9 protein-coding genes are annotated in these 24,950 nt (G+C 44.1%); 3 read left to right on the forward strand and 6 right to left on the reverse strand.

Going from position 1 to position 24,950, the window contains the following annotated elements; genetic code table 11:
* Window positions 1-182: 182 nt before the first annotated feature.
* Window positions 183-3,233 (reverse strand): PAS domain S-box protein, encoded by a 3,051-nt coding sequence (locus JGK22_RS02410; RefSeq protein ID WP_293312250.1) that lies wholly within the window; start codon window positions 3,231-3,233, stop codon window positions 183-185.
* 344 nt (window positions 3,234-3,577) lie between these two features.
* On the opposite strand from JGK22_RS02410, the gene JGK22_RS02415 reads away from it, so the two are divergent.
* The 3 genes from JGK22_RS02415 to JGK22_RS02425 all read left to right on the forward strand — a co-directional run bounded on the left by JGK22_RS02415 (window position 3,578) and on the right by JGK22_RS02425 (window position 6,881).
* Complete coding sequence (locus JGK22_RS02415; RefSeq protein ID WP_293219385.1) at window positions 3,578-4,771, forward strand: NAD(P)/FAD-dependent oxidoreductase; 1,194 nt, start codon at window positions 3,578-3,580, stop codon at window positions 4,769-4,771.
* Window positions 4,772-5,203: 432 nt separating this feature from the next.
* Window positions 5,204-5,923: an HAD-IA family hydrolase gene (locus JGK22_RS02420; protein WP_293204357.1), complete on the forward strand. Its 720-nt coding sequence runs from the start codon at window positions 5,204-5,206 to the stop codon at window positions 5,921-5,923.
* A 181-nt stretch (window positions 5,924-6,104) separates the two neighbouring features.
* On the forward strand, window positions 6,105-6,881 hold the full coding sequence (locus tag JGK22_RS02425) for an ABC transporter permease (RefSeq protein ID WP_293190902.1): 777 nt from the start codon (window positions 6,105-6,107) through the stop codon (window positions 6,879-6,881).
* A 133-nt stretch (window positions 6,882-7,014) separates the two neighbouring features.
* Here the strand turns inward: JGK22_RS02425 and JGK22_RS02430 are convergent, their stop codons facing one another.
* The 5 genes from JGK22_RS02430 to JGK22_RS02450 all read right to left on the reverse strand — a co-directional run bounded on the left by JGK22_RS02430 (window position 7,015) and on the right by JGK22_RS02450 (window position 24,722).
* On the reverse strand, window positions 7,015-8,058 hold the full coding sequence (locus tag JGK22_RS02430; protein WP_293204359.1) for a methyltransferase: 1,044 nt from the start codon (window positions 8,056-8,058) through the stop codon (window positions 7,015-7,017).
* Window positions 8,059-8,228: 170 nt separating this feature from the next.
* Window positions 8,229-8,819, reverse strand: coding sequence for a transposase (locus JGK22_RS02435; protein WP_293179913.1), 591 nt, complete (start codon window positions 8,817-8,819; stop codon window positions 8,229-8,231).
* Between the two features lie 188 nt (window positions 8,820-9,007).
* A complete protein-coding gene (locus tag JGK22_RS02440; RefSeq protein WP_293312252.1) occupies window positions 9,008-12,856 on the reverse strand; it encodes a beta-ketoacyl synthase N-terminal-like domain-containing protein in 3,849 nt (1,282 codons plus the stop codon).
* 259 nt (window positions 12,857-13,115) lie between these two features.
* Window positions 13,116-18,596, reverse strand: coding sequence for a non-ribosomal peptide synthetase (locus tag JGK22_RS02445; RefSeq protein ID WP_293196954.1), 5,481 nt, complete (start codon window positions 18,594-18,596; stop codon window positions 13,116-13,118).
* Window positions 18,597-19,049: 453 nt separating this feature from the next.
* On the reverse strand, window positions 19,050-24,722 hold the full coding sequence (locus JGK22_RS02450; RefSeq protein WP_293312254.1) for an ATP-binding sensor histidine kinase: 5,673 nt from the start codon (window positions 24,720-24,722) through the stop codon (window positions 19,050-19,052).
* Between the last annotated feature and the right edge of the window lie 228 nt (window positions 24,723-24,950).

Raw genomic sequence — 24,950 nt, forward strand, 5'->3', positions numbered from 1 at the left:
TAGAAAACTGGGCGGTTGAAACCGCTTCTATACAAGCAAAACCCGCCTCCGCGGGTTGAAGGCAATGCGGTTAAAATACATTATCTTCTTCAGTCCGCGGAGGCGGACATTGTTTGTATAGACGCGGTTTCAACCGCCGTCTGCATCTATGGAATTATAACTCATAATTTCCAATTTTACCGCTAACTTCTAGCGACAGGAATCTCGATCGCAAATTCCGTACCTTGACCCGGTGCAGAATTGCACTTCAGCCGCCCGCCGTGCTTTTCCACCACAATTTGATAACTGATAGACAGCCCCAAGCCAGTACCTTTCCCCGGTTCTTTCGTAGTAAAAAACGGATCGAACAGCCTTTCATGAACATCTATCGGAATCCCCGGCCCGTTGTCAGCAATCCGAATCACAATATGAGAAGGACGGCGAATAGAATCAGCACAAACAGCAGCCTGTTCATATTTTACCTCAGTACAAATCCGCAGCGTCGGCGAAGGACAAGAAGGAATAGGCGCCTGTTCCCCGTCGCCCCACTGTCCGGTTTCCATTGCCTCTTCCAAAGCATCAATTGCATTGCCAATAATATTCATAAATACCTGATTCAACTGTCCTGCATAACACTGTAAGCGGGGCAAATTGCCGAACTCTTTAACCAGCGTAATTTTCGGATGTCCTGCCGTTTCTTTCAGCCTGTGCTGCAAAATCAACAAAGTGCTGTCAATTCCTTCGTGAATGTCCACCTGTTTTTGTTCTGCTTCATCCAATCGCGAGAAATTCTTCAGTGACAGCACAATCTGGCGAATTCGCTCGGCTCCCATTTTCATTGAACTTAATAGCTTTGGCAAATCTTTGAGCAGAAATTTCAAATCTATATCATCTATTTCTTCTCGAATTGCCTCTGTTGGTTCCGGGTATTCGCGCTGGTAAAGTTGCAGCATTTTTAGCAAGTCTTGAAAGTAATCGTCAGCGTGCATGACGTTGCCGTAAATGAAGCTAACTGGATTGTTTATTTCGTGAGCGACGCCAGCTACTAATTGCCCCAAACTTACCATTTTTTCATTTTGAACCATCATGCTTTGAGTTTTATGCACGTCCCGCAGGGCTTTCGCTAATTCTTCATTTTTAGTCCTCAATTGACTTTCGGAAAGCCGCACAGCTTCTTCTGCTTGTTTGCGATCGGTAATATCTTTGCGAATTGCTACATATTGATGGGGTTCTCCCCGAGAATTTAAGAAAGGTACAATCGTAGTATCCAACCAGAATAATCTGCCGTCTTTAGCTTGATTTTTCATTTCTCCCCGCCAAACATTTCCCTGGCGGATTGTTGACCAAAGCTGCTTGAAAAAATCAGTTGGGTGATAGCCGGAATTTACAAGTTTGTGGGTTTTGCCGTTCAATTCTTCCCGAGAATATTTAAACAGTTCGCAGAATTGCTCGTTGACGTAGGTAATAACGCCGAATTCGTTGGTATTTGAGACAATTGCCGATTGATCTAAGGCAAATTTTTCAAATTCTAATTCTTGGAGAGTTTGGCGCAATTCTGCTTCGGCTTGTTTGCGATCGCTAATATCGGTAATCATCCGCAAAACCCCCGCAAATTCGCCGTCAGCGTCGAACATTGGTGTCGCTGAGACGATCGCCCACAAGTGAGAGCCATCTTTGCGGGTAAACTGAAAATCGTGGCGTTCGCGAATGCCTTGCCGCCTGCGCTGCACATAACTTTCGGCTATTTCCCGAGCCTCGTCATCGATAAACTCAAATAGCGATCGCCCCAGCATTTCCTCCACAGTATACCCCAGCATTTCGGCCATCCGACAGTTCGCAAAAGTCGTGCTGCTGTCGGCGTCAAACATCCAAACGCCCTCCGAAGCAGTTTCGACGATGCAGCGGTAATAACTCTCGCTTTCCCTGACAGATTCAGTAGCTTGTTTGCGATCGGTAATATCAGTTTCCACCGCAATAAAACCTTCAAGTTCCCCGGTTTCTCGATAAATCGGGGCGATCGAAAGCGCCACCCAATAACCCTTTCCATCCTTCCTGTAATTGTAAATTTCCTGATTAAACGGCTCGCCTTTATCCAAAGCCGATCGCAATTGGGCAATAGTTAATGGATCTGTTTGAGGGCCTTGCAGCACATCACCCGGTTTTTTTCCCAGCATTTCTTCTAACACGTAACCGCTAATCCGAGTAAATGCTTCATTCACCCATTCAATGCAGCCTTGAGCATCAGTAATAATCACACCATTTTGCGTTTTTTGAGCCACGATGGCCAAGCGCGACAATTCTGTTTCAGTTTTTTTGCTTTCGGTAATATCTTGAGAAATACCCAGAATGTACTTAGGCGCGCCATCAGCGTCAAACAAAGGAACTTTTTTTGTGTGCAAAATCCGTTTTCCCCGGTGCGGAAGTTGGATAATTTCTTCTGGTATATCAACCTCTTTTCCCGTGGCAAATACTTCTAAATCTTGTGCTTGCAAGTAATTTGCCTGATCTGCTTCCAACAAGTCAGCAGCATTATTTCCCAGCACTTCGTCCCTCGAATAGCCAAACAATTCTTCGCTAGCAGCATTCCAATAAATAAATCTTTGTTCCACGGCATCTTTAATAAAGACGCTAACCGGCAGATTTTGCAGTACCGCATTCAGAAAATCTTGAGTCTTTCGCAGCTTTTCCTCAGCGCGCTTGCGCTCAGTAATATCCAAAATCACTCCGTCGAGATAGACAACCTGACACAGAGAATTTGCGATCGGCGAAACCGACGAAACTACACCCGACAAAAATTCCTCTATTTCCCCTTGTCCCTCTTTTCTTTCTCTAGCCTCATCCCCCTCGCAGCAGACAGCTTGACCTTTTTCGTAAACCCAGCTAATTTCGCCGTCAGCCCGGAGAATGCGGTATTCCAGGATATACGGAGTTCTAGTTGCTACACTTTTTATGAGAGCCTCCTCCATATTTTTGCGGTCTTGAGGATGGATGATGCTCGCAAAAGAACGGACGCGATCGTTGATAAAATCAGATGATGGATAGCCAGATATTTCTTGAACAGCCTCGCTCAAAAACGCCATTGTCCGTATTAATTCGCCGTCGGGCCCCGTCCAGTCGCAGTTGCAGCGGTATACAGCACCGGGAATATTAGCTACTAAATTTTTATATCGTTCTTCGCTGCTTAACAAAGATGAGCTGTCTTCGTTATGGCGATCGCCATTCTTAACTTTAGAAGAATTCGAGGAAATTTGCATGATTTTTTCACTTGTGACTGCGGGGGCAAGTGTTAGAGTAGATGGCTGTATAAAAAGTGAATTTAATTGGCGAAATAATACGCTATCAACTAATATAGTACAAAATTACTTGTCCGAACATTCAAAAAATTTGAGGGTGGATAATAGCAAGAAGGAAGAGGGAAGAAGGAAGAGGGAAGAAGGAAGTCGGAAGAAGGAAGATTTTGCGACTCTCCCCATCTCCCCATCTCCCCATCTCCCCCTCTCCCCCTCTCCCCCTCTCCCCATCTCCCGCTCCCCCAATCCTCCACTCTCGTTACAATAAGATAAGTTGCCTTGCTACCGATCGCCCTCAAACAAAAACCATGACTCAACAACAACCCCGGATTTGCATTCTCGGCGGAGGCTTCGGCGGACTCCACACAGCCCTCCGCTTGAGTCAGTTACCCTTCTCCAAAACCGAAAAACCCGAAATAGTCCTAGTTGACCGTCGCGATCGCTTCCTGTTCGTTCCCCTACTGTACGAGCTCCTCACCGGCGAACTCCAAACCTGGGAAATCGCGCCGCCCTTTGCGGAACTCTTGCAAAACACAGGCGTGCGCTTTTGTCAAGGCACTGTCTCCGGCATCGATGTGGAGTCCAAGCGAGTGCAGTTGCACGACGGGCCAGAAATTCCGTGCGATCGCCTAGTATTAGCTTTAGGTGGCGAAACACCCCTAGATATGGTCAAAGGAGCCGTTGAATACGCTTATTCCTTCCGCAGCCTCGACGACGCCTACCGCTTGGAAGAAAGACTGCGGTTTCTCGAAGCTAGCAACCCCGACAAAATTCGGATTGCGATCGTCGGCGCCGGTTATTCGGGAGTAGAATTAGCTTGTAAATTAGCCGATCGACTCGGAGACAAAGGTCGCGTCCGATTAATCGAGCAAGGCGACACGATTTTGCGGACATCACCCGAGTTCAACCGCGAAGCCGCCAACAAAGCATTAGAAAAACGCAAAGTCTGGATCGACTTAGAAACAGCAGTAGAGGCGATCGAATCCGACACCATATCCTTACTCTACAAAGGACAATTAGATGTTCTTCCCGTAGACATAGTATTGTGGACAGTAGGAACCCAAGTTAGTCAAGCAGTGCGATCGCTCCCCCTCAAACAAAACCACCGCGGTCAACTAATAGTTAACTCCCAGATGCAAATCATCGACCATCCAGACATATTTGCCTTGGGAGACTTAGCCGAATGTCACGACGCAACAGGTCAAAAAGTCCCCGGAACAGCCCAAACAGCATTCCAGCAAGCTGACTACACGGCATGGAACATATGGGCATCCCTGAGCGATCGACCATTACTACCTTTCCGGTATCAGCCGCTAGGAGAAATGATGACATTAGGAATAGACGAAGCCACCCTGACAGGTTTAGGAATCAAACTCGACGGACAACTAGCACACATTGCACGCCGCCTAGCCTATCTCTATCGAATGCCAACATTTGACCACCAACTAAAAGTTGGTTTCAACTGGATTAGCAAGCCGATTCAGGAGTTGCTGAAAAAGTAATATAGCGGTTATCAGAAAGATTCGCGGACGTTGTTGGGCTTGGGCCCTCTTGGTTTAAACGGTTATGTAAGCTGTCAGTTATACCTCATCTTTTTGAGATAAGACGTACGAATAGAATTCGCGTCTACACAAACGATGTCCGCCTCCGCGGACTGAAAAAAATAACTTAATGACCTTCGCCCGGTATTATTCTGATTCTTGAACCTGCGGAGGCACGTGAGTGTTTGTGTAGACGCGAATGACCTTCGCCCGGTATTATTCTGATTCTTCAACCTGCGGAGGCAGGTGAGTGTTTGTGTAGACGCGAATGACCTTCGCACGGTATTATTCTGATTCTGATTCTTGAACCTGCGGAGGCACGTGAGTGTTTGTGTAGACGCGAATGACCTTCGCCCGGTATTATATTACTCGTTTTCAAATTCATTCTAACCAATGACAAAAACTATCTTTTTAGATGCAGCAGGCACACTATTTTACGTTCGCGGTAGCGTCGGCGAAGTCTACGCAAAACTAGCCAAAAACTTCGGAGTAACAGTTAATAGTAAAGACTTAAATACAGCATTTTACCAAAGCTTCGCCTCAGCAAATCCGATGACATTTCCAGGAATCGAAGCAGCAAAAATTCCCCAACTAGAATTTGAGTGGTGGCTAGCAGTTTCGGCAAAAGCTTTTCAAATAGCAGGCGTTTTCAATCAATTTTCAGACTTTCCCAAATTTTTTGCCGAACTCTACGCTCATTTTGCCACCCCCGAACCTTGGTTCGTCTATCCCGACGTATTCCCAGCCTTAAATAAATGGCAGCAACAAGGAATCGAATTAGCAGTAGTCTCGAATTTCGACTCGCGACTTTATCCAGTATTAAAAGCACTCAATTTAGCAGAATATTTCACATCAGTGACAATTTCCACCGAAGTAGGTGCAGCAAAACCCCAGCCGGAAATTTTCACCGCAGCTTTGCAAAAGCACAACTGCACAGCCGAGAATGTCTGGCATATCGGCGACAGCTTCAAAGCCGATTATTGCGGCGCCAAATCCGCAGGCTTAAAAGCAATTTGGTTGAACCGAGAACAGGAAAAAGTAGCAGCAGACAAATTGCCTGTAACTGAAACTAAATTAGAACAGTGCAGCAGCCTTGATTATTTAACCTTTTAACCGGATAATGAGCAAGATGTAAAATCATGTCCGGTCAATTACCCGCCATCCAAAAGGTTTGTAGTGAGGACTTTAGTCCTTTTTGATGCGGACTAAAGTCCTCACTACAAACCAATTTTACTACGGTCATTAGTCCCGTTAATTAACAGAACTTGATATCTATTATGCAAATCACCTCGCCATGAAACAAAACTCAATTCAAACTATACTAACAGACACAATGACCGTGTTTTGGGGAGAATGGCTAGATTTGCGAGTCCGAATCCTGCCAATTGCCGCCGCTGGTTTAACATCCCCATTAATTTACATTCTAGCTTTTGGTTTCGGGTTGGGCAGTTCCATGCCTAAACCGGCAATTGGTGGCAATTATCTAGAATTCATGCTGCCGGGAATGGTTGCACTTTCATCGATGACAGTAAGTTTTACAGGCGCAGTATTTTCTATTTGTGGCGAACGCCTTTTTAGTAAAACATTTGAGGAATTGCTACTGCTGCCGGTACACCCCCTAGCTTTGCACGCAGGCAAAATGCTAGCCGGAATACTGCGGGGACTGCTAACTTCGGTTTCCGTGATTTTAGTAGCAGTTGTGTTTACTCAAAAGCTAGTATTTTTGCATCCGCTATTTTTGTTAGTGATAATTCTCAACTCCGCTGTATTTGCGGGCCTGGGAGTGATAGTGGGTTTAAACGTAAAATCTCTCGAATCAGTCGGATTGTACAACAATTTTCTGATAACTCCGATGTCATTTTTGGGCGCGACATTTTTCGACCCCGCGTCGCTACCAGTAGCCCTGAAAGGGATAGTTTATCTGTTACCGCTGACTTATGCCAGCATTGGATTGAGGGCTGCTGCTTACGATATCGCCAAGTTTCCTTGGTACAGCATACCTGTTTTGTTGGTGGCTGCGATCGCCTTTTCTGCGATCGGCGCCCGCCAGTTTTCTACCCAACAAGACTGAAGGAAGTCCGCACTCATTAGTCCGCGTCGGCTGACTTCGCTGAGAGTATCTCAGTTTTGCTTTGTACAAAGTGAGATGCACCCATTTCATTTGTCCGCAAGCGGTCTCAACCGCTCAATCATAACAGGAGTGGCTAACTAGGATTGGTTATTACCGCCTCGATCGCACTTGCAGGCCCTTTTGTGGCGATCGTATCAGTCACTTTAAAGCCAGCAGAGGAAAGCAAATGATAAAATTCATCTTCCCTCCGCATAAAAGTACCGCCTATCACAAACAAAGTTAGGCTACCCATACCAATAAAAGGCGACATTTTGCCTGAAGGCAACATAAAATCAACAATCAGCAGGCGATCGTTAGCTGTCATAGCTTGATAGCAATTTTTAAGAATTGTAATAGCACGCTCATCATCCCAATTGAGGAGGACACGAGAGAGTAAGTAAAGATCCCCACCACGCGGCACCGCTTCAAAAAAGCTGCCTCCAACTACTTGACACCTATCTGCAACTCCAGCCGCGTGCAAAACCTGAGGTGCATCCACAATAACATCTTCGCGATCGAACAAAATAGCTTGCATTTGGGGATTTGCATTCAGAATAACAGCCGTTAGAGTTCCAATGCCCCCTCCAACATCCACAAGCGTCTTAAATCCTGAAAAATCATAAGCTTCAAGCACCGGAAGCAGCCACTCCCTTGTTGTCTCCTTCATCCACTCATTGAAATTTATAGCCGCCTCAGAATTCTGCGTCAAATAGCTATAAAAACTCATCTTAAAACTATGTTCAAAAGCCGTTTCTCCCGTCTTTATACTGTACAATAAATTCCCCCATCCCTGATATAGTTCATCACCCATTGCCAGAACCGTACCTCGCAAAGAATCAGAAGTACCAGTCAAGAGATGCTTGCCCAGAGCATTCAAGCAAAACTTATCATTATCTTCCATAGAAAACACACCAACACTTACTAGCATACGCATCAGGTGATAAATACCCTGAGAATTTACCCCAGCAGCTTCCGCAAGTTCATCAGCAGTCTTAGAACCATCACTCAGAATATCTGCAATTTCCAGTTTAGCCGCCACAAAAAGAGCCTGGGATCTTTTAAATCCATACATCATTTCTAGTAGCACTGACGATGATTTTTCGCCTTCAGGTTGGGCATTTTCTGTATATAAAACCATGAGTTATCCTGTGAATTACAATCTTCAATTATAAGTTGTTGGTATGTTGTTGGGCTTCAGCCCCAAGAGCACTTTGGTATGTTGTTGGGATGCGAGCCCCAAGAGCGCTGAAGCGCAACTACGTACCCTAAGAGCGCTGAAGCGCAACTACGTACCTTTAACTACCTACCTTAATCATCCCATCCTTTTCCATAATCTCTTACCGGATATTCTGTCCATGCACTTCTTAGCCACTCTCTTCCTTGATACTCTAAATACCAATGTACGCTACTTGCTGACCAATCATAAGGAGATTTTGCCCAGCCATGTTTGACAGGATTGTAATTGATGTAATTAATAGTGGTATAATAATGCCTTTCGGAACGAATAGCGCGATCGCTAAATGAACACCACACTTTACCTGTAACACGATCCTCAAGATTCCATTGTCGAGCCAAGGGGCCGTGAATCGAACGAAATAGCACACTTAATTGTGGCATATTAACATGATGGACTAAGAGATGATAATGATTCGGTAAAACTACCCAAGCATTAATTTCGATACCATCGGAAATAAACTTCTCAAAAATTGAATCTAAAAGTTGGTGACGGCGTTCCTGAGTATTAATCCGAGATTTATGCTCAAAACAACTAACTGTAAGATGATAAAATTCAAAATCTCGCACTGGATGAGGTGGAGAATGAGCAGGATATCCCTTAGCCAACCTTTCATTAACAAGTTGCACCCGTTCTTCTAAAGTTAATTTCCGATATTCATACATAAAGGTACGTAGTTGCGCTTCAGCGCTCCAAAAGGTACGTAGTTGCGCTTCAGCGCTCCGAAAGGTACGTAGTTGCGCTTCAGCGCTCCGAAAGGTACGTAGTTGCGCTTCAGCGCTCCGAAAGGTACTCAGAGCTCTGAAAGAGGGCTAAAGCCCAACAACGTACCTAAAACGTACCTAATCAGTACCTAATCAATATATTCTCTAAGTTGTTGGGCCATAACCTGAACATGAGGAGGGTAATTCATAGTAATATGATTTCCCGGCACCTCTCGAACCTCTATCCCTCCCCCAGCCACCTCAATCCATGGCAATTCAGGATTTTTAGGATTAACTTCATTTTGTTCGCTAGCACGAAAAAAGATAATTCGACCCGGATAAGCTTGAGGGATGTAATTTCGCATAGCTTGACCGTGTACTTTAAACAGATGAAGAAAGTGACGAATCTCAGGCAATCCAAAATCGGGAGGAACTACCCTATTAGCAATCTTTACTTGCTCTAAAAAGTAGAGAAGTTGCTCATCTTGCTCAAGCTGTTGGAGGACATCCAAAGAAAGAGACAGATCGAAACCAACACCTAGTATATAAACCAGAATTGCTGTATCATCTTCTGTCGCTAAAACAGGCATTTGACCGGGGCCAGGAGTATCTATCAGAGTTAGCAATTCTACTTTTTGACCGATCGCATTCAGTTGTTGCGCCATCTCAAAAGCAACTGTGCCACCAAAGGAAGAACCTCCTAGGAAATAGGGCCCTTCAGGTTGGCGAATCTGCAAAGCTTCGATATAGCGAGTCCCCATTTCCTCAACTGTAGTACAGGCATCTGTTTCATCAACCGAAGCAGGTGCTTGTATTCCCACAATAGGCCGCTCTGAACCGAGATAACGTGCCAAATCCCGATAAATGTAAACGTGTCCGCCTACCGGATGCACTAAAAACAAAGGTTGTTTCAAACTCCCCCGCCGAATCTCCACTAATAAGGACTCAGAAGCTGACTGGGATTGCCGATTATCACTCGCAGACAACTCGGAATCATCTTTAATTAATTCAGCCAAAGCTGCAATAGTTGATGATTGTAACAGGCTGTGGGGAGACAAGTTTTTTTGCAGTTTTTCGTTTAACTTAGTTATTAGTTGAACTGCCAATAATGAATCCCCCCCTAACTCAAAAAAGTCATCATCAATTCCCACTTGCTCAATCCCCAGAAATTCTTGCCATATCGTAGCAATAGTTTGCTCCATTTCATCTCTAGGAACACTATAAGTATTTTGTAGATTCGGTCGAGAATGGAGTTGTGCTGAATCTACATTTGGGGAATTGTCATCGGACAAAGATCCAATTTTAATCGGTTGCTCGATTCCTGGTGGTTCAATCCAGTAACGTTGGCGCTCAAAGGGATAGGTTGGCAATGGGAGACGATAACGCTGCTCATCAGCATAAAATTGAGACCAATCTATTTGTACTCCTCCTAGCCAAAGCTGACCCAATGTAGTAAGTAAGAAAGCTACATCTGATTTTTGGTCTTGCGGATGGCGCAATGAAGAAAGTATAATCTGTTCAGAAGGCTTATTGTGATGTTGTTTTGCTAGCGTGTTCAATGTCCGTCCGGGACCCACTTCTAGCAATATTTGATTGGGCTGGTTTAATAGCTGTTGTAAACCCTCTGCAAACCTTACTGTTTGACGCAGATGTTGAGCATAATAACTGGGGCTTGTCGCCTCTTCCGCTGTAATCCAATTCCCAGTAACATTGGATATGTAGGGAATTTTTGGTGATTTGAGCTTGACTTTTTTCACCTGTTCGGTAAATGGCTCTAAAATTGGCTCCATCATTTGTGAATGAAAGGCATGGGATGTGTGCAACCTGCGACCCTCTATACCTTTTTCTTTTAGTTTTTGTTCCAATTCATCTACGGCATCGATGGCACCTGAAATCACGCTTAGAGATGCTCCATTGATCGCAGCTAGATCCAGCTTATTGCCGAGTAAGGGTTTGACTTGCTGTTCTGTAAGTGGCACTGCAAGCATGGAACCAGCAGGCAGTTGTTGCATCAATTTACCTCGTGCAGCTACCAAGGATAAGCCCTCTTCCAAGGAGAACACGCCAGCCAAACAAGCTGCTACATATTCGCCAATGCTATGACCAATCATTGCTTGAGGATGCACTCCCCAAGACATCCACAATTTAGCTAAAGCATATTCGATCGCAAATAGTGCAGGTTGTGCGATCGCAGTCTGTGTTAGTTGGTTGGTAGCTGCTTCTGCTTCTGCTGCGCTTGGATAAAGTACGTGGCGCAAGTCAATGCCCAAGTAAGGTTTCAGAATTTCCGAACATAGATCGATCTGTTCGCGAAATGTTGGTTCAACTTGGTAAACCTCCAAGCTCATATTGATGTACTGCGAACCCTGTCCTGAAAACATAAATACGACAGGTGAATTTTTCGACTCTTGGAAGTTGGTAAAAACTCGTTTTAAATCGAGATTCTCAAGGGCTGTAAAACCATCTTGACTGTCATTGCAAACCACTATGCGTCGATGGTTAAAAGCCTTTCTGCCGACTTGCAGCGTGTAAGCCACATCAGCAAAATTTACATCGGTATTTTGTTTCAAATACTTGCTTAAGTTGGCAGTAGCACTATCAAGTGCAGAGCTAGTTTTTGCCGAGATAACTAATAGTTGCGATGGGCGAGATTCTCCTGATGCTTCTGCAATAGGCGCTTCTTCAAGAACTACATGAGCATTAGTTCCACCAATGCCAAAAGAACTAACTCCAGCACGACGGGGTGATTTACCTGCTTTCCATTCGGAAAGTTGGGTATTGACATAAAAAGGACTGTTGGCAAAATCAATCTGAGGATTTGGCTGTTCAAAATGCAAGCTAGGGGGTATTAGCTGGTGTTTGAGAGCCTGGACAGTTTTGATTAAGCCAGCAACACCAGCCGCAGTATCTAAATGTCCGATATTGGTTTTGGCCGAACCGATCGCACAAAAGCCTTTTTTCTTAGTATCCACAGAGAAAGCTTGCGTCAGCGCAGCGATTTCGATCGGATCGCCGAGGGGTGTTCCAGTTCCGTGAGCTTCTATATAGCTGACGGTTTCAGGGGGAATCTCGGCTATTGCTAAGGCATCTGCGATCGCCTGCGCCTGACCGTCTATACTAGGAGCTGTGTAGCCAACTTTCAGAGCACCATCGTTATTAATAGCGCAACCTTTGATTACCGCATGAATATAATCTCCATCTGCGATCGCCTCCTCTAATCTTTTCAAAACCACAATTCCCACACCGCTACCGCTAACAGTTCCCTGTGCATTAGCATCAAAAGCCCTACAGTGCCCGTCTGGAGAAAGAATCATGCCCTCTTTATAAAAATAGCCTGTCTTTTGATTGACGCCTATAGAAACGCCACCAGCCAAAGCCATATCGCATTGGTAATTTAGCAAACTTTGGCAAGCCATGCCGATCGCAACTAATGAAGTTGAACAGGCTGTTTGGACAGTAACACTCGGCCCCTTCAAGTTTAATTTATAAGAAACGCGAGTTGACAGAAAATCTTTCTCATTGGCGATCGTAAGTTGGAAATCTCCCACAGATTCTCTAAGCTGACGATTCGGATAAAGGTTATTCAAAAAATAAGTATTGAAACTCCCTGCGCCTGCGTAAACCCCAATCGCACCTTCGTAAGTTTCCGAGTTGTAGCCCGCATTTTCTAGAGCCTGCCAAGCCGATTCCAAGAAAAAGCGGTGTTGTGGATCTGTGATTTCAGCTTCTCTAGGATTCAACCCAAAGAATGAAGCATCAAACAACTCAATATCTGCTAGTACCGCTCTGGCTTTTACATAGCGAGGATCGCGCACGACTGACTCGTCAATCCCGAAAGATGCTAGTTCTTGTTCGGAGAAGAAAGAAATAGATTCAACACCATCACGCAGGTTTTGCCAAAACTCATCAACATTTTTCGCGCCAGGAAAGCGACCCGCCATGCCGACGATCGCGATACCTTCTAGAGAAGATTGGGTGGTTTTTTCAGAGTTATCCATTTTGATTCTTTCCTGGTAACAATACTTTGGACAATTGATTAGGTACGTTGTTGGGCTTTAGCCCTCTTAGGTACGTTGTTGGGCTTTAGCCCTCTTAGGTACGTTGTTGGGCTTTAGCCCTCTTTGAGGATGGTATGTTGTTGGGCTTGAGCCCTCTTTCGGGATGGTATGTTGTTGGGCTTGAGCCTCCTTCCGGAGCGCTGAAGCGCAACTACGTACCTAAGAGCGCAACTACGTACCTCATTTGGAAAATTTAGAGTTATCGATTTTTATTCTTTCCCTTTAGCGCTTGTTTTTGCTTTTGGCTGTTCATGGCATCTTTTTGTTTTTTGATCCGCTCTTGACTTGACCCAACAGAGGATTGTTCCGCAGCCTCCTCACTTAAATATTTAGCCAAAGAGCTGATGGTTGGATATTTAAACATTTCAACGATTGACACATCTCTGTCCACCACTTCGCGCAGTTGGCTGTGAGCCTGAGCCATCAATAATGAATGACCTCCTAAATCGAAGAAATTATCATCTACACCTACTTTTTCCAAGTGTAATAGCTGTTGCCAAACAGTAGCGATATTTTGTTCTATCTCAGTTTGAGGAGCCACATAAGTTGCTGACAACTCTGGGTTAATAGCCTCAGGTTCAGGCAGTGCCTTACGGTCTACTTTGCCATTGGGTGTAAGTGGGAAATTAGGCAAAAATACAAAGCTGGAAGGCACCATATAGTCGGGCAGTTTTTGCTTCAAAAAGTTTCGCCAACTGCCGAAATCTGTGTGTTCTAGTCCGAGGTTGGAAATAATATAAGCGACTAAGCGCTGGTTGCCGGAGACATCGGAGCGGCTGATAACTAGAGACTCCTGCACATCTGGGTGTTGGCTTAATACCGCCTCAATTTCTCCTAATTCGATGCGGAAGCCCCGAATTTTTACTTGGTGATCGATGCGGCCTAGAAATTCGATATTGCCATCGGGTAAGTAGCGAGCTAAGTCGCCTGTTTTATAGAGGCGAGAACCCGGTTCGTTGCTAAAGGGGTTGGGAATAAAGCGTTCCGCAGTTAGTTCAGGTCGGTTGAGGTAGCCCCGCGCTAAACCAGCACCGCCAATATAGATTTCTCCGGGAATGCCGATCGGCACAAGCTGCAAATGGGCATCCAACAGATAAACTTGCGTATTGGCGATCGGGCGACCGATGGACGGCGGCTCTTGACTATCGGTACATTCGGCGATCGTTGCACAAACGGTGGATTCGGTCGGCCCATAAGCGTTAAAGAATCGACGACCCGGTGCCCACTTAGCCACAACATCGACGGAAACAGTTTCTCCCCCAACAATAATTGTTTGCAATGTAGAAAGCTCTTCAAAAGGAACAACTCCCAAGACTGCTACTGGTAATTCAATGTGGGTAATAGCTCGATCGCGCAATACCTCAATCAAATCAGAACCTGCCAAAAGAGCATTATTGATTGCGATACAGAGAGTTGCTCCCGAACACAAGGCAATAACCCAATCGGAAGTTGCAACATCAAAGCTCAAGGAAGCAAATTGGAGAACTCTGCTGTTCGGTTGTACGTCGAATATCTGAATCTGTGCTATAGCCAGGTTGCATAGTCCTCGATGCCCGACAAGTACGCCTTTTGGCTTCCCTGTAGACCCGGAAGTGTAAATCACATAAGCCAGGTTCTCAGAGGTTAAGCTGCATTCAGGATTTTCCTCACTCTGTCGCTCAATAATTTCCCAATCTGTGTCCAGACAGACAACTCGCGCTTGGTGTTTGGGAAGAGATTCAACTAACCGCCTCTGAGTCAGCAGCACTGGTACTTGGGCATCTTCTAACATCAAGGCCAAACGCTCTGGCGGATAAGCTGGATCTAGTGGTACATAAGCCCCGCCAGCTTTGAGAATACCCAGCAGTCCCACTACCATCTCCAAGGAACGCTCTACACAAATTCCCACCATTACTTCAGCGGTGACACCTAATTTGCCCAGATAATGCGCTAACTGGTTTGCTCGTTGGTTCAGCTCTTTATAGGTAAGTTGTTGGTCTTCAAATACTAGGGCAATAGCATCTGGCGATCGCTCTACCTGCTCTTCAAACAACTGGTGTATGCACGCATTTTGAGGGTAATCGGTTGCGGTATTATTCCACGCTACTAACTGCTGCCGTTCCCACTCAGTTAAAAGGGGTAATTCTGAGATTTTTTGCTCTGGATTAGAGACGATTCCTTCCAGCAGGGTTTGGAAATGTCCAACCATCCGATCGATCGTGTCAGCATTAAACAAATCTATGCTGTACTCAAAACGACCGACTATGCCCTCGGATGTCTCCTGTAATTCCAGGGTTAAATCAAACTTTGCCGTTTCGGTATCAATATCTAACTGGCTCCAATTCAGAATCGAATTAACGCCTGACATTGGGGGTTGGAGAACAAAAGCAACTTGGAACAGCGGGTTTTGACCCAAATTTCGCTCCGGTTGCAGTGCTTCTACCAACTTCTCAAAAGGCACATCTTGGCAAGCAAATGCTTCCAAAGTCACTTCCCGCATCCTTTCGAGCAACTGCCGGAAAGTAGGGTTGTCCTTGAAATCGGTACGCAGTACCAAAGTGTTGACGAAGCACCCAATTAGCTGCTGAATCTCGGGCTGGTTGCGTCCTGCGGTGACAGTGCCTACAACAATATCGGTCTGCCCCGTGTAGCGATAGAGCAAGGTTTTGAACGCTGCCAGCAGTGTCATGTAGAGGGTAACGCCTTCTTTCTGACTCAATTTCGCGATCGCCTCGCTCAAAGTTTGAGGTAGCGCTAGACATTGCCTTGCACCCCGAAAAGTTTGGATTGGCGATCGCGATCGATCTGTGGGCAGTTGCAGCGTTGACAGATTCGCTAGTTGCTGTTTCCAGTATCTCAGTTGGTTTTCCAGCACCTCTGGCTGTAGCCATTGCCGTTGCCAATAGGCAAAGTCCGCAAACTGAACCGGCAGTTCTGGCAGGGGCGATCGCCCGCCCAAAGAAAAGGCGCTGTAGAGTGTCGCCAGTTCCTTCATAAACAAGCTGTACAAAGAAACACCATCGATCGCGATGTGGTGTATGGTCAGGAACAACCTGTAATCAGCCTCGCCCAACCGCATGAGAGTACCCCGCAGCAGTGGCCCTTGGGTAAGGTCAAAAGGCTGCTGCGCTTCCAAAGTTCCCAGCCGCAATGCTTCAGACTCCCGTTCTGCCTCTGGCAATTCCCCAATATTCACCACTGGCAGGATGAAATTAAAGGCATCTTGAATCACCATCACTGGCTGCCCATCCACGACAGCAAAGGTCGTTCGCAAAATTTCGTGACGCTTGATGATTTCGTTGATGCTGCGCTCCAGAGCAGCAATGTTGACGGAACCAGGTAGGCGAATGGTAATCGGTTCGTTATAAAAAGGTAGATCGGGAGCCAGTTGACATAAAAACCACAGTTGTTGCTGGCTGAAGGATAGAGGTAAGTCCCGATGCCGCGAAATCGGTTGAATCGAGGAAGGCTGGGGTGTTGGAGATTTTTGACTGGCGATTTCCAGATTGCGAGCCAGATCGGCGACTGTGGCAGACTCAAACAAGGTACGCAAAGGTAACTCTACCTGGAAAGTGTCTCGGATTCGAGTTGCAATCTGCGTGACTACCAGAGAGTGACCTCCCAATTCTAAGAAATTGTCGCGAATACCCACTCGCTCTAGTCCCAGAACTTCGGCCCAGATTCCTGCCACCACATCTTCCACAGGAGTTTGAGGTGCCACATAATCTTGTCCTAGTTCGGGAATTTTAATGGCAGGCGCTAGTAGCTTCTGACGGTCTATTTTGCCGTTGGGCGTGAGCGGCATGGTTTTCAGGAACACAAAGCTGGAAGGCACCATATAGTCTGGCAACTTATCTTTCAGGAAGTTACGCAACTTGCCCGCTGTCGTGCGTTGCAAAAATTTTAAGAAGCCTTGAGTTTCTAGGAGGTAGTCCATACTCTGCTGAATCACAGCTTTTTCACTCGCTGTGAGAGATAACTCAATTCCTGCCTGATTTCCTTGACACCAAGCGACAGTTCCCTCAAAACATCGCTCTTCGGTATCTCCCGGTAGCACGAGGCGCAAGTGCAGGCGTTTACCTTTTGACCAATTATCTGGCACTCCGATCGCGCCAATCCCACTGATCGATATGTCTTCTGTTTCTAACTTAACTGAGCGATCGCCATCAAATTCTGCTAAACACTCGCTTTTAAAGGGTATTCGTTCTGCGGTGACCTTGGAAACAACATAAGCGGCGATCGAGCGCTTCTGTCCGGGGACATCTTCTTGTGCTGCTACCACTGCTACCTGCACGTCGGGGTGTTGTCCCAGCACCGCTTCAATCTCGCCTAGTTCAATGCGGAAACCGCGAATTTTCACTTGGTGGTCGATGCGGCCTATAAACTCGATGTTGCCATCCGGCAGATAGCTACCCAAATCGCCCGTACAGTAAAGCCGATCGCCTGTATGGGGATGAGTGATGAAGCGTTTGCTAGTCTTTTCCTCATCTCGCCAATAGCATCGGGCTAGACCAATTCCCCCAATATAAAGCTCTCCGACTACTCCCTCTTGACATGGTTCCATCGCTTCGTCGAGCACATAAAAATGCTGGTTGGTCATTGACCCACCGTAAGGGATACTTTTCCAGGTGGGGTCTATTGTTTCGATGGGATATAAAATCGACCAGATAGAAGCCTCCGTTGCACCTCCTAAGCCGATGACAGCAGGGATTAAAGATTCGTCTAGCTGAGAGCTTGAATCAAGGCACTGGCCGGGCTGGACGCCCGCCCTACTCAACTGAGGTTCAATATCTAAATCTAAACTTTCCGACACCCACCTAGAAACTAAATTTTTGATTTGATCTGGCAAAGTCAAAGGTATCCAATCGCCGCTGAGAAGGACTAATCGCAGAGACGAAGATAAATCTTTGCTATGAACAGCGGCATAATCTACCAGCATCTGCATCAATGCCGGTGCAGAGTTCCAGATAGTGACTTGTGCTTGCACTATCAAATCGACCCAGTGAGCGGGATCTGGCGTTGCTGATACTTGAGGGATTACAACAGTTCCTCCTGCTGCCAGCAAGCCGAAAATATCATATACCGATAGGTCAAAGCTCAGGGAAGATAGAGCTAAGACCCGATCGCCCGCTCCCACTTCAAAGCGTTGGTTGATATCGAGTAGAGTGTTGACAGCACCCCGATGCTCGATCGCTACTCCCTTCGGTTGACCAGTTGAGCCGGATGTGTAAATCACATAAGCTAAATTATCCGATGTCACCCCACTGTCTGGATTTTCCTCTCTGGAGCGATCGACAGTTTCTAAATTCCCATCCAAACAGATGACACGCGCTTGATGCGAGGGAAGAGACTCGACTAAATGCTGTTGTGTAAGCAACACTGGCGTTTGAGAATGTTCCAACATAAATGCCAGTCTATTTGCCGGATAATGCGGATCTAGCGGTACATAAGCTCCCCCTGCTTTCAGAATACCTAATAGACCTACAACCATCTCCAGCGATCGCTCCACACAGGCTGCCACCAATACCTCTGGCCCAACACCCACAGTCTTCAGATAATGTGCCAACTGGTTAGCTTGAGAGTTTAAGTCCTGATAAGTTAGCTGCTTCCCTTCAAAAATTACGGCAATGGCATCAGGCGATCGCTCTACTTGGAACTCAAATAGTTCGTGAATGCACCTATCCGGGAAATTATCTAACATTTTATTTTTCCTTATATCGAGGTATACAGAGTTTTTTTTTCTTTGTTTTCGTAACTATTGCTGAGTTAAGCTGATCCAGCCAAAAGGCTTAAATTATTAACAAAAATGCCGTCATACATAAGGGGTTAAACCCCTTTATACAAGCCCATAAACCTAGTCACTGGCATCGTTATATTTTAGTTGCTATTCCTAAACTCACCTATTATATTTCTATAAGGTTCACTTAGCGCTAATGTCCGAAAATTAGGTACGTTGTTGCGCTTGAGCGCTCTAGTTGATACATGAGAGCGCTCAAGCGCAACAACGTACCTTTCTTTAATGTGAAACTTGCGTCCATGACTGATGTAGCAAAACCCTTGAAAAAGGGTATTGCCAATAATCGAAAGACGAAAATATAGAATAATTTTTAACTATCAAATTTTCAGAAAAATTATACCTGCTACCTTCTCCTTATTAAATTTTCTGCTGAATAGGAATCTCAATCACGAAATCCGCTCCCTTACCTCGTGCTGAAATACAAGTTAAGCTCCCCTGATGTTTTTCCACCACAATTTGATAGCTAATAGCTAACCCCAAACCAGTACCCGATCCCACAGGTTTCGTAGTAAAGAAAGGATCGAAAATTTTTCGACATACTTCCTCAGTCATCCCCGCTCCATTGTCCGCAATAGATATCTCCACTTTATTACGGTTTACGACTCTGGTGCGAATGCAAATTTTTCCTTTATTATGCGTCACAAATTCTTTTTTCTGTGCAGCTACTGTGGGACAAACCGCAAATGACTCTTCAATCGCATCAATCGCATTGTTGAGTATATTCATAAATACTTGGTTCAAAAAGCCGGGGTAACACTCTACCCTAGGCAATTTTCCATACTCTTTAACAATTTCAATACCTAATTTTGAGGTGCTGGCTTGTAGCTGATTTTGTAACAGCAGCAGAGTGCTATCGATCCCTTCATGGATATCTACTGGTTTCATTTGAGCCTCATCCAAGCGCGAGAAATTCCGTAGCGACAAGACAATCTGGCGAATGCGCTCTGCCCCTACCTGCATCGAATCAATCAATCTAGGAAAATCTGAAATTATGAATTCGATATCAATATCTTCTGCATAGTTTTGAATCTCAGGAGTTGCATTAGGCAATTGCTGCTGGTAAAGATTCAGCAACCCCAGCAAGTGATCGACATAGTCACTAGAGTGGGTAAGATTGCCATAGATAAAGTTAATCGGGTTATTAATTTCGTGAGCTATACCACCAACCAATTGCCCCAGACTTGACATTTTTTCAGTCTGAATTAGTTGAGTCTGTGTCGCTTGCAATTCCTGTAAAGCAAGTTCAAGCTCAACTGCTTGTTCTCTCAAAAGTCTATTTTTTTCTTGTAACTCCAGCGTCCTTGCTTCGACTTTCTGTTCCAGCCTTTGGTTGTAATCGTCTAATTGCTCGTTGGCTGTTTTCAATTTTTGAGTTGCGGCTTCCAATTTACCATAGAGCATCGCATTTTTAAGGGAGATAGCTATCTGTGAAGAAAGTATCTTCAACAATTCCAGCCTCTCCGTTGTAAAGGCACCTACTGTCAGATTATTTTCTAAATAAATAATTCCAATTAGTTTGCCTTGATTAATAAGAGGCATAGACAAGATTGACTTCGGCTTGGTTTTGATGATGTAAGGATCGTTGATAAATATTCCTGAAACTGCTGCATCATTTAATGCGATATTTTCTTTGGCAATGCGAACATAATTAATCATAGAAATAGGAAGATTGTCACTTGTTTCAAATGGTGAGTCTGAATACAATACAACCGCATCACTATCCACAACACCTGTAGCTTCTATCAAAAGCTTTCCATCTTTTTCTAGAATCAGGCAGCTACTTGTAGCTCCGGCATTTTCCATCACAATTTTAAGTAACTTATTCAGCAACTTATCCAGCACTATTTCCTCAGCCAAGGCTAGAGATGCTTTGTTGACAGTAGACAAATCCAATACCGCCGAATTTCCTCCTGCGACCGATGTTGTTGTCCTATTAATCTCTAGGCCTATGGATTCTCGCTTTAGAATCTCGGAAAATACCAAAGGATATCTAGACTCTAAATCTTTAACTTTGGCATTGGCTCCCCAACGAATATATCCATAGTAAGCCTGTGTCAGATAAATTTGAGCAAACTTGTCTCTGCCCAGGGATAAATAAAACTCTGCCGCTAGTTCTGAAGCTAGTGCTTCTTCCTGAATGTATCCTTGTTCTTTAGCTCCCGTTATAGCTCGGTCATAATAGTCCATTGATTCTACAATTTGCCCTTGAATCCTTGCTTTTTCGGCCTCCACAAGTTCGTACTTATGCTGGAAGTTAAAGGGGGCATGGAATGCCCATTTCTGCATTTGTTGTTGATTAGCTTCTACCAAGCTCATATATTGTTGTTGTTCGGCCTGAGAAACTTGAGGATAAACAGCGAGTAGAGCAAGGGAATAATAGAAGTTATGAGGAGCAGAAACTACCATACCCATGACGTTACCTGCGTGTTCTGCGCCTAAACTGGCGCTGGCAATAGCATTCTTAGGTTCTTTAAATAGATAAGAAAGAATTGTTTTGGCAAGATAGGAAACATATAGCAAAGTTCGATTGTTACTTTCAATAAAAACAGGCAGCATTTGTGTTTCATTAAAACTTTCGCCAATCAACTGACATTTTTCTCCACTTCTATCTTCAAGATTTAGCGTCATTTGGTGGAATATTTTGATGTAGTAGATTGAATAGTCTTGTTTTAGCTTGATTGCCAAATCAAGATATTGTCTTTGCTTCTGATCTACAATGTCTAATCGCTCCCCCGTCAAAAATATGCTCGCGCAATAAACAGTAATACAATAACCAGCATATTCTATATCTCCAGTTTCCAGTCCACTTTGTAGCCCAGAGAGTAAGGGTAACAACGCTTCTTTACCATGCGCTTTCCAATGTATAACCAAACCATAAAATATTTGATGTACTTTACATATAAGCGAGTTCGCATTAAATTTATCCAACAACTTTAAAGCCAAGTTGCCTGCATGATATCCGGCATCTATATCCCCGATTGCCGAACACAGTATTACACTATAAGAGACATACGCAACAGCACTAAGAGGGGAGTTGCCGTGTTCCAGGCAGATTTTAACCAAGCTCACTATAAGCAGGGGCAAAATTTCGGGATTAGCAGCGACAGCAGGAGAAACAAGGGATGTCATTATCCTTAAAGCTGCTATTTTGTAGGGGTCTGTCATTTCTGGGATATTTTCTAAGTCGCTGAGCTTTGGTAACTCAAAAACAAAACCCCCGTCGCCCACTTCATTTGACAAGGAAACACCCAGCATATCCAATACTTGCAGACCCGTATCAATGGCTTTTAACATCTGATTTTGAGCCATATAAAACTGGATTTGGAGCTCGTATACCTTCACTCTTTCGAGCAGAGTGTTTGCTTTTTGCAAAACAACTTCAGCCAGGGTTGCTGACCTTTCGTAATTGGTATTAAGATATTCCGCTTCTACGGCTTCTACATAGAGTGATAGTGTCAGATTGTAGTTGGTCTGCCAACTGTTTTCTGCTAAGAGTTTTAACCCTACTCTTAGTTGTGTGACAGCAGCTTCATAAGCTGACGCTGCTTTGGCTTTCCGACCAGCTATTAAATTTAAGTGAGCCAGGTTATATTTTTCTTCTTGCTCGGTAAGGAATTCCACTCCGACATTTAGCTGGTTAACAATATCAAAGATATTGTCTTCTAGGATGTCTGGATTCATATTCTGTAACAAGAGTTGACCAATTTTCAGGTGCGTAGCTTTTTGCTGCTCAGTAGGAATCAGAGAATATGCTGCTTGCTGCACTCGGTCATGCAAAAATCTGTAGGAAACTTTGTAATTATTAATTTCTAATTGGGTTCCTTGAGTATTGGCTACTACCAAGGACTCATTACTCTGGCACAGTAACGGTATTTTGCAAGCACTTTCTCCCAAAGGCAAAATTAGACCAGTCTGAAGCCCCTCCCATAAAGCAGATGCCGTTTCTGATATAGATTTTTCATTGACTATTGCCAAAACATCCAAATCAAATCGATTCCCAATACAAGCTGCTAACTTTAAAACTTTCTGGGTATCTGAAGGTAGTTTTTCAATGTTTCTGGCGATGAGTTCGACGACATTATAATCGGCGATTCCTACAGTTTGAATCTGTCCCATGTCCCACTGCCATCTGCCAATGCTGAAGTCGAATGTCAACAGCTTTTCTGCGTAAAGGGTAGTGAGTAGCTGAGTTAAGAAAAAGGGATTTCCTTGAGTTTTATTGAAAACTAGCTCAGCTAGTAATTGCCATCTTTGTGTTTCATATCCATCGTTTCCTACAAGTAAACTTTCTTCCTCAAGTTGTTCTTGTTGATCGAACAAGCAAGTCAGAGGAGATGCTGCTGATAAGAAGCTTTCACCCAAAGTATCAGCAACTAATTGACTGACGGTATTAAATGTCAACGGTTGAAGGATGATATTATTGACGATCGATCCAGATGAATAAATACTATCTAAGGTCTGCATTAACGGATGAGCTGGGCTGACTTCGTTATTTCGATATGCTCCAATCACGAATAAATATTTGCTATCTCGGTCAGTTAGCAGCACATGAATCAATTTCAAAGAAGCAGAATCTGCCCACTGCAAATCATCTAAAAATAATACTAGGGGATGTGCTTTTTGGGTAAAAATATGAATGAATTGTTGAAAAACATGATTGAAACGGTTTTGTGATTCGCTTGCCCCTAGTTGAGTAACTTCGGGTTGCTCGCCAACAATTAATTGTAATTCGGGAATAACGTCAATTATGACTCTAGTATTTTGACCTAAATTATTTAAAATCTCCTGTTTCCAAAAATTTATTTTTTCAGAACTTTCTGTTAACAATTGTCGAATTAGTTCTTCAAAAGCTTGAATCAAGGCTCCATAGGGAATATTGCGTTTAAATTGATCGAACTTACCAGCGATAAAATAACCCCTTGCTCTGACAATGGGTTTGTGGATTTCATAAACTAAGCATGATTTACCTATTCCTGAGTAACCGGAAACTAGCATCATCTCGGCTGTTCCAGCACTAACTCTATCAAAAGCATCCATTAGATTGGCTACTTGCGTTTCTCGTCCGTACAGTTTTTGGGGGATCAGAAAATGACCTGATTTATCACACTTGCCCGGAATAAAGTTACAATTTTTTCCACTTTGCTGCAATTGATTTAGACATTGTTCTAGATCGGCCTTGAGGCCATAACCACTTTGATATCTATCTTCAGCAGTCTTGGCTATTAATTTCATCACAATGTCAGAAATTGCTTTGAGAATCTCGCCATTTTGAATTTGAGATTTGGAGTGATTGCTGCTAATTTCTACTTGCCTATTTTGCTCTTTTGCACATATAATCTTCCAGGGCGATACAGGCTGTTTAGCGATATGGCAGTGAACTAATTCCATTGGATCTGTAGCTTTAAATGGCACTTCACCGCACATCATTTCATAGAATGTGATACCTAAAGAGTAGAAGTCTGTGCGGTAGTCAATTGAGCGATTCATCCGCCCAGTTTGCTCTGGTGACATATAGGCAATTGTGCCTTCTAGTAAATTGGGATGGCTGAGTGTTTGGGTCGATCTAGACAATCGCGTAGCAATACTAAAGTCAGTAATTTTTACTTGGAGGGTGGCAGGATGGATGATGATATTTGTTGGTTTAATATCTTTATGAATAATTTGGTTGTCATGCAGTTTACCCAGAGTATCTGCTAACTGAATAGCGATTGATAAAAAATCTTTTAGTTTAAACTTGTGAATGCTCAAAAAATTTTTGAGTGCTTCTCCTTTTGAATCTTCTAATATCAATGCCAGACCATTGCGATGATTTTCTAATCCGTAGGGCTTGACAATACCTTCTAAATTGAGATTTCTAGAGAGTTCGTATTCATGTCTCAATTGCATAATCTCTTCGAGATTAGGATATTCTGCTCTCAAAATTTTGATGATTACAGCTTGTCGATCTTGCTTCCTCTGAGCCCGATAAACTACTGTATTCAAACCTTGGTTAATTTTTTCTATTAATTGGTAGTTAATCTTAATACTCATAAGCATTTAGTTAAATTAAATCTAGTGAGTGAATTATGTTATAATATACCACAGTCAATCTAAAAGTGTGCTTTTTTACACAATATCTGAGAGCTTTTTGGGAGCTTTTTGGGAGTTTTTTGGTTGACTATGTTTGTCATACAAATTATCTTAACGTACTTGGGGTCTGATTAGAATCCGTAATTTCCACATGATTTTCATTTTATTGCTACTACCAAAAGCGATCGC

The sequence above is a fragment of the Microcoleus sp. PH2017_08_TRC_O_A genome (assembly GCF_020738665.1).
Taxonomy (GTDB): Bacteria; Cyanobacteriota; Cyanobacteriia; order Cyanobacteriales; family Microcoleaceae; genus Microcoleus.

What these genes read in the sequence shown, in the direction of transcription:
- JGK22_RS02440 (WP_293312252.1), bottom strand. Translation starts at nt 12,856, where the DNA reads ATGGATAACTCTGAAAAAACCACCCAATCTTCTCTAGAAGGTATCGCG.
- JGK22_RS02420 (WP_293204357.1), top strand. Translation starts at nt 5,204, where the DNA reads ATGACAAAAACTATCTTTTTAGATGCAGCAGGCACACTATTTTACGTT.
- JGK22_RS02435 (WP_293179913.1), bottom strand. Translation starts at nt 8,819, where the DNA reads ATGTATGAATATCGGAAATTAACTTTAGAAGAACGGGTGCAACTTGTT.
- JGK22_RS02450 (WP_293312254.1), bottom strand. Translation starts at nt 24,722, where the DNA reads ATGAGTATTAAGATTAACTACCAATTAATAGAAAAAATTAACCAAGGT.
- JGK22_RS02445 (WP_293196954.1), bottom strand. Translation starts at nt 18,596, where the DNA reads ATGTTAGATAATTTCCCGGATAGGTGCATTCACGAACTATTTGAGTTC.
- JGK22_RS02425 (WP_293190902.1), top strand. Translation starts at nt 6,105, where the DNA reads ATGAAACAAAACTCAATTCAAACTATACTAACAGACACAATGACCGTG.
- JGK22_RS02415 (WP_293219385.1), top strand. Translation starts at nt 3,578, where the DNA reads ATGACTCAACAACAACCCCGGATTTGCATTCTCGGCGGAGGCTTCGGC.
- JGK22_RS02410 (WP_293312250.1), bottom strand. Translation starts at nt 3,233, where the DNA reads ATGCAAATTTCCTCGAATTCTTCTAAAGTTAAGAATGGCGATCGCCAT.
- JGK22_RS02430 (WP_293204359.1), bottom strand. Translation starts at nt 8,058, where the DNA reads ATGGTTTTATATACAGAAAATGCCCAACCTGAAGGCGAAAAATCATCG.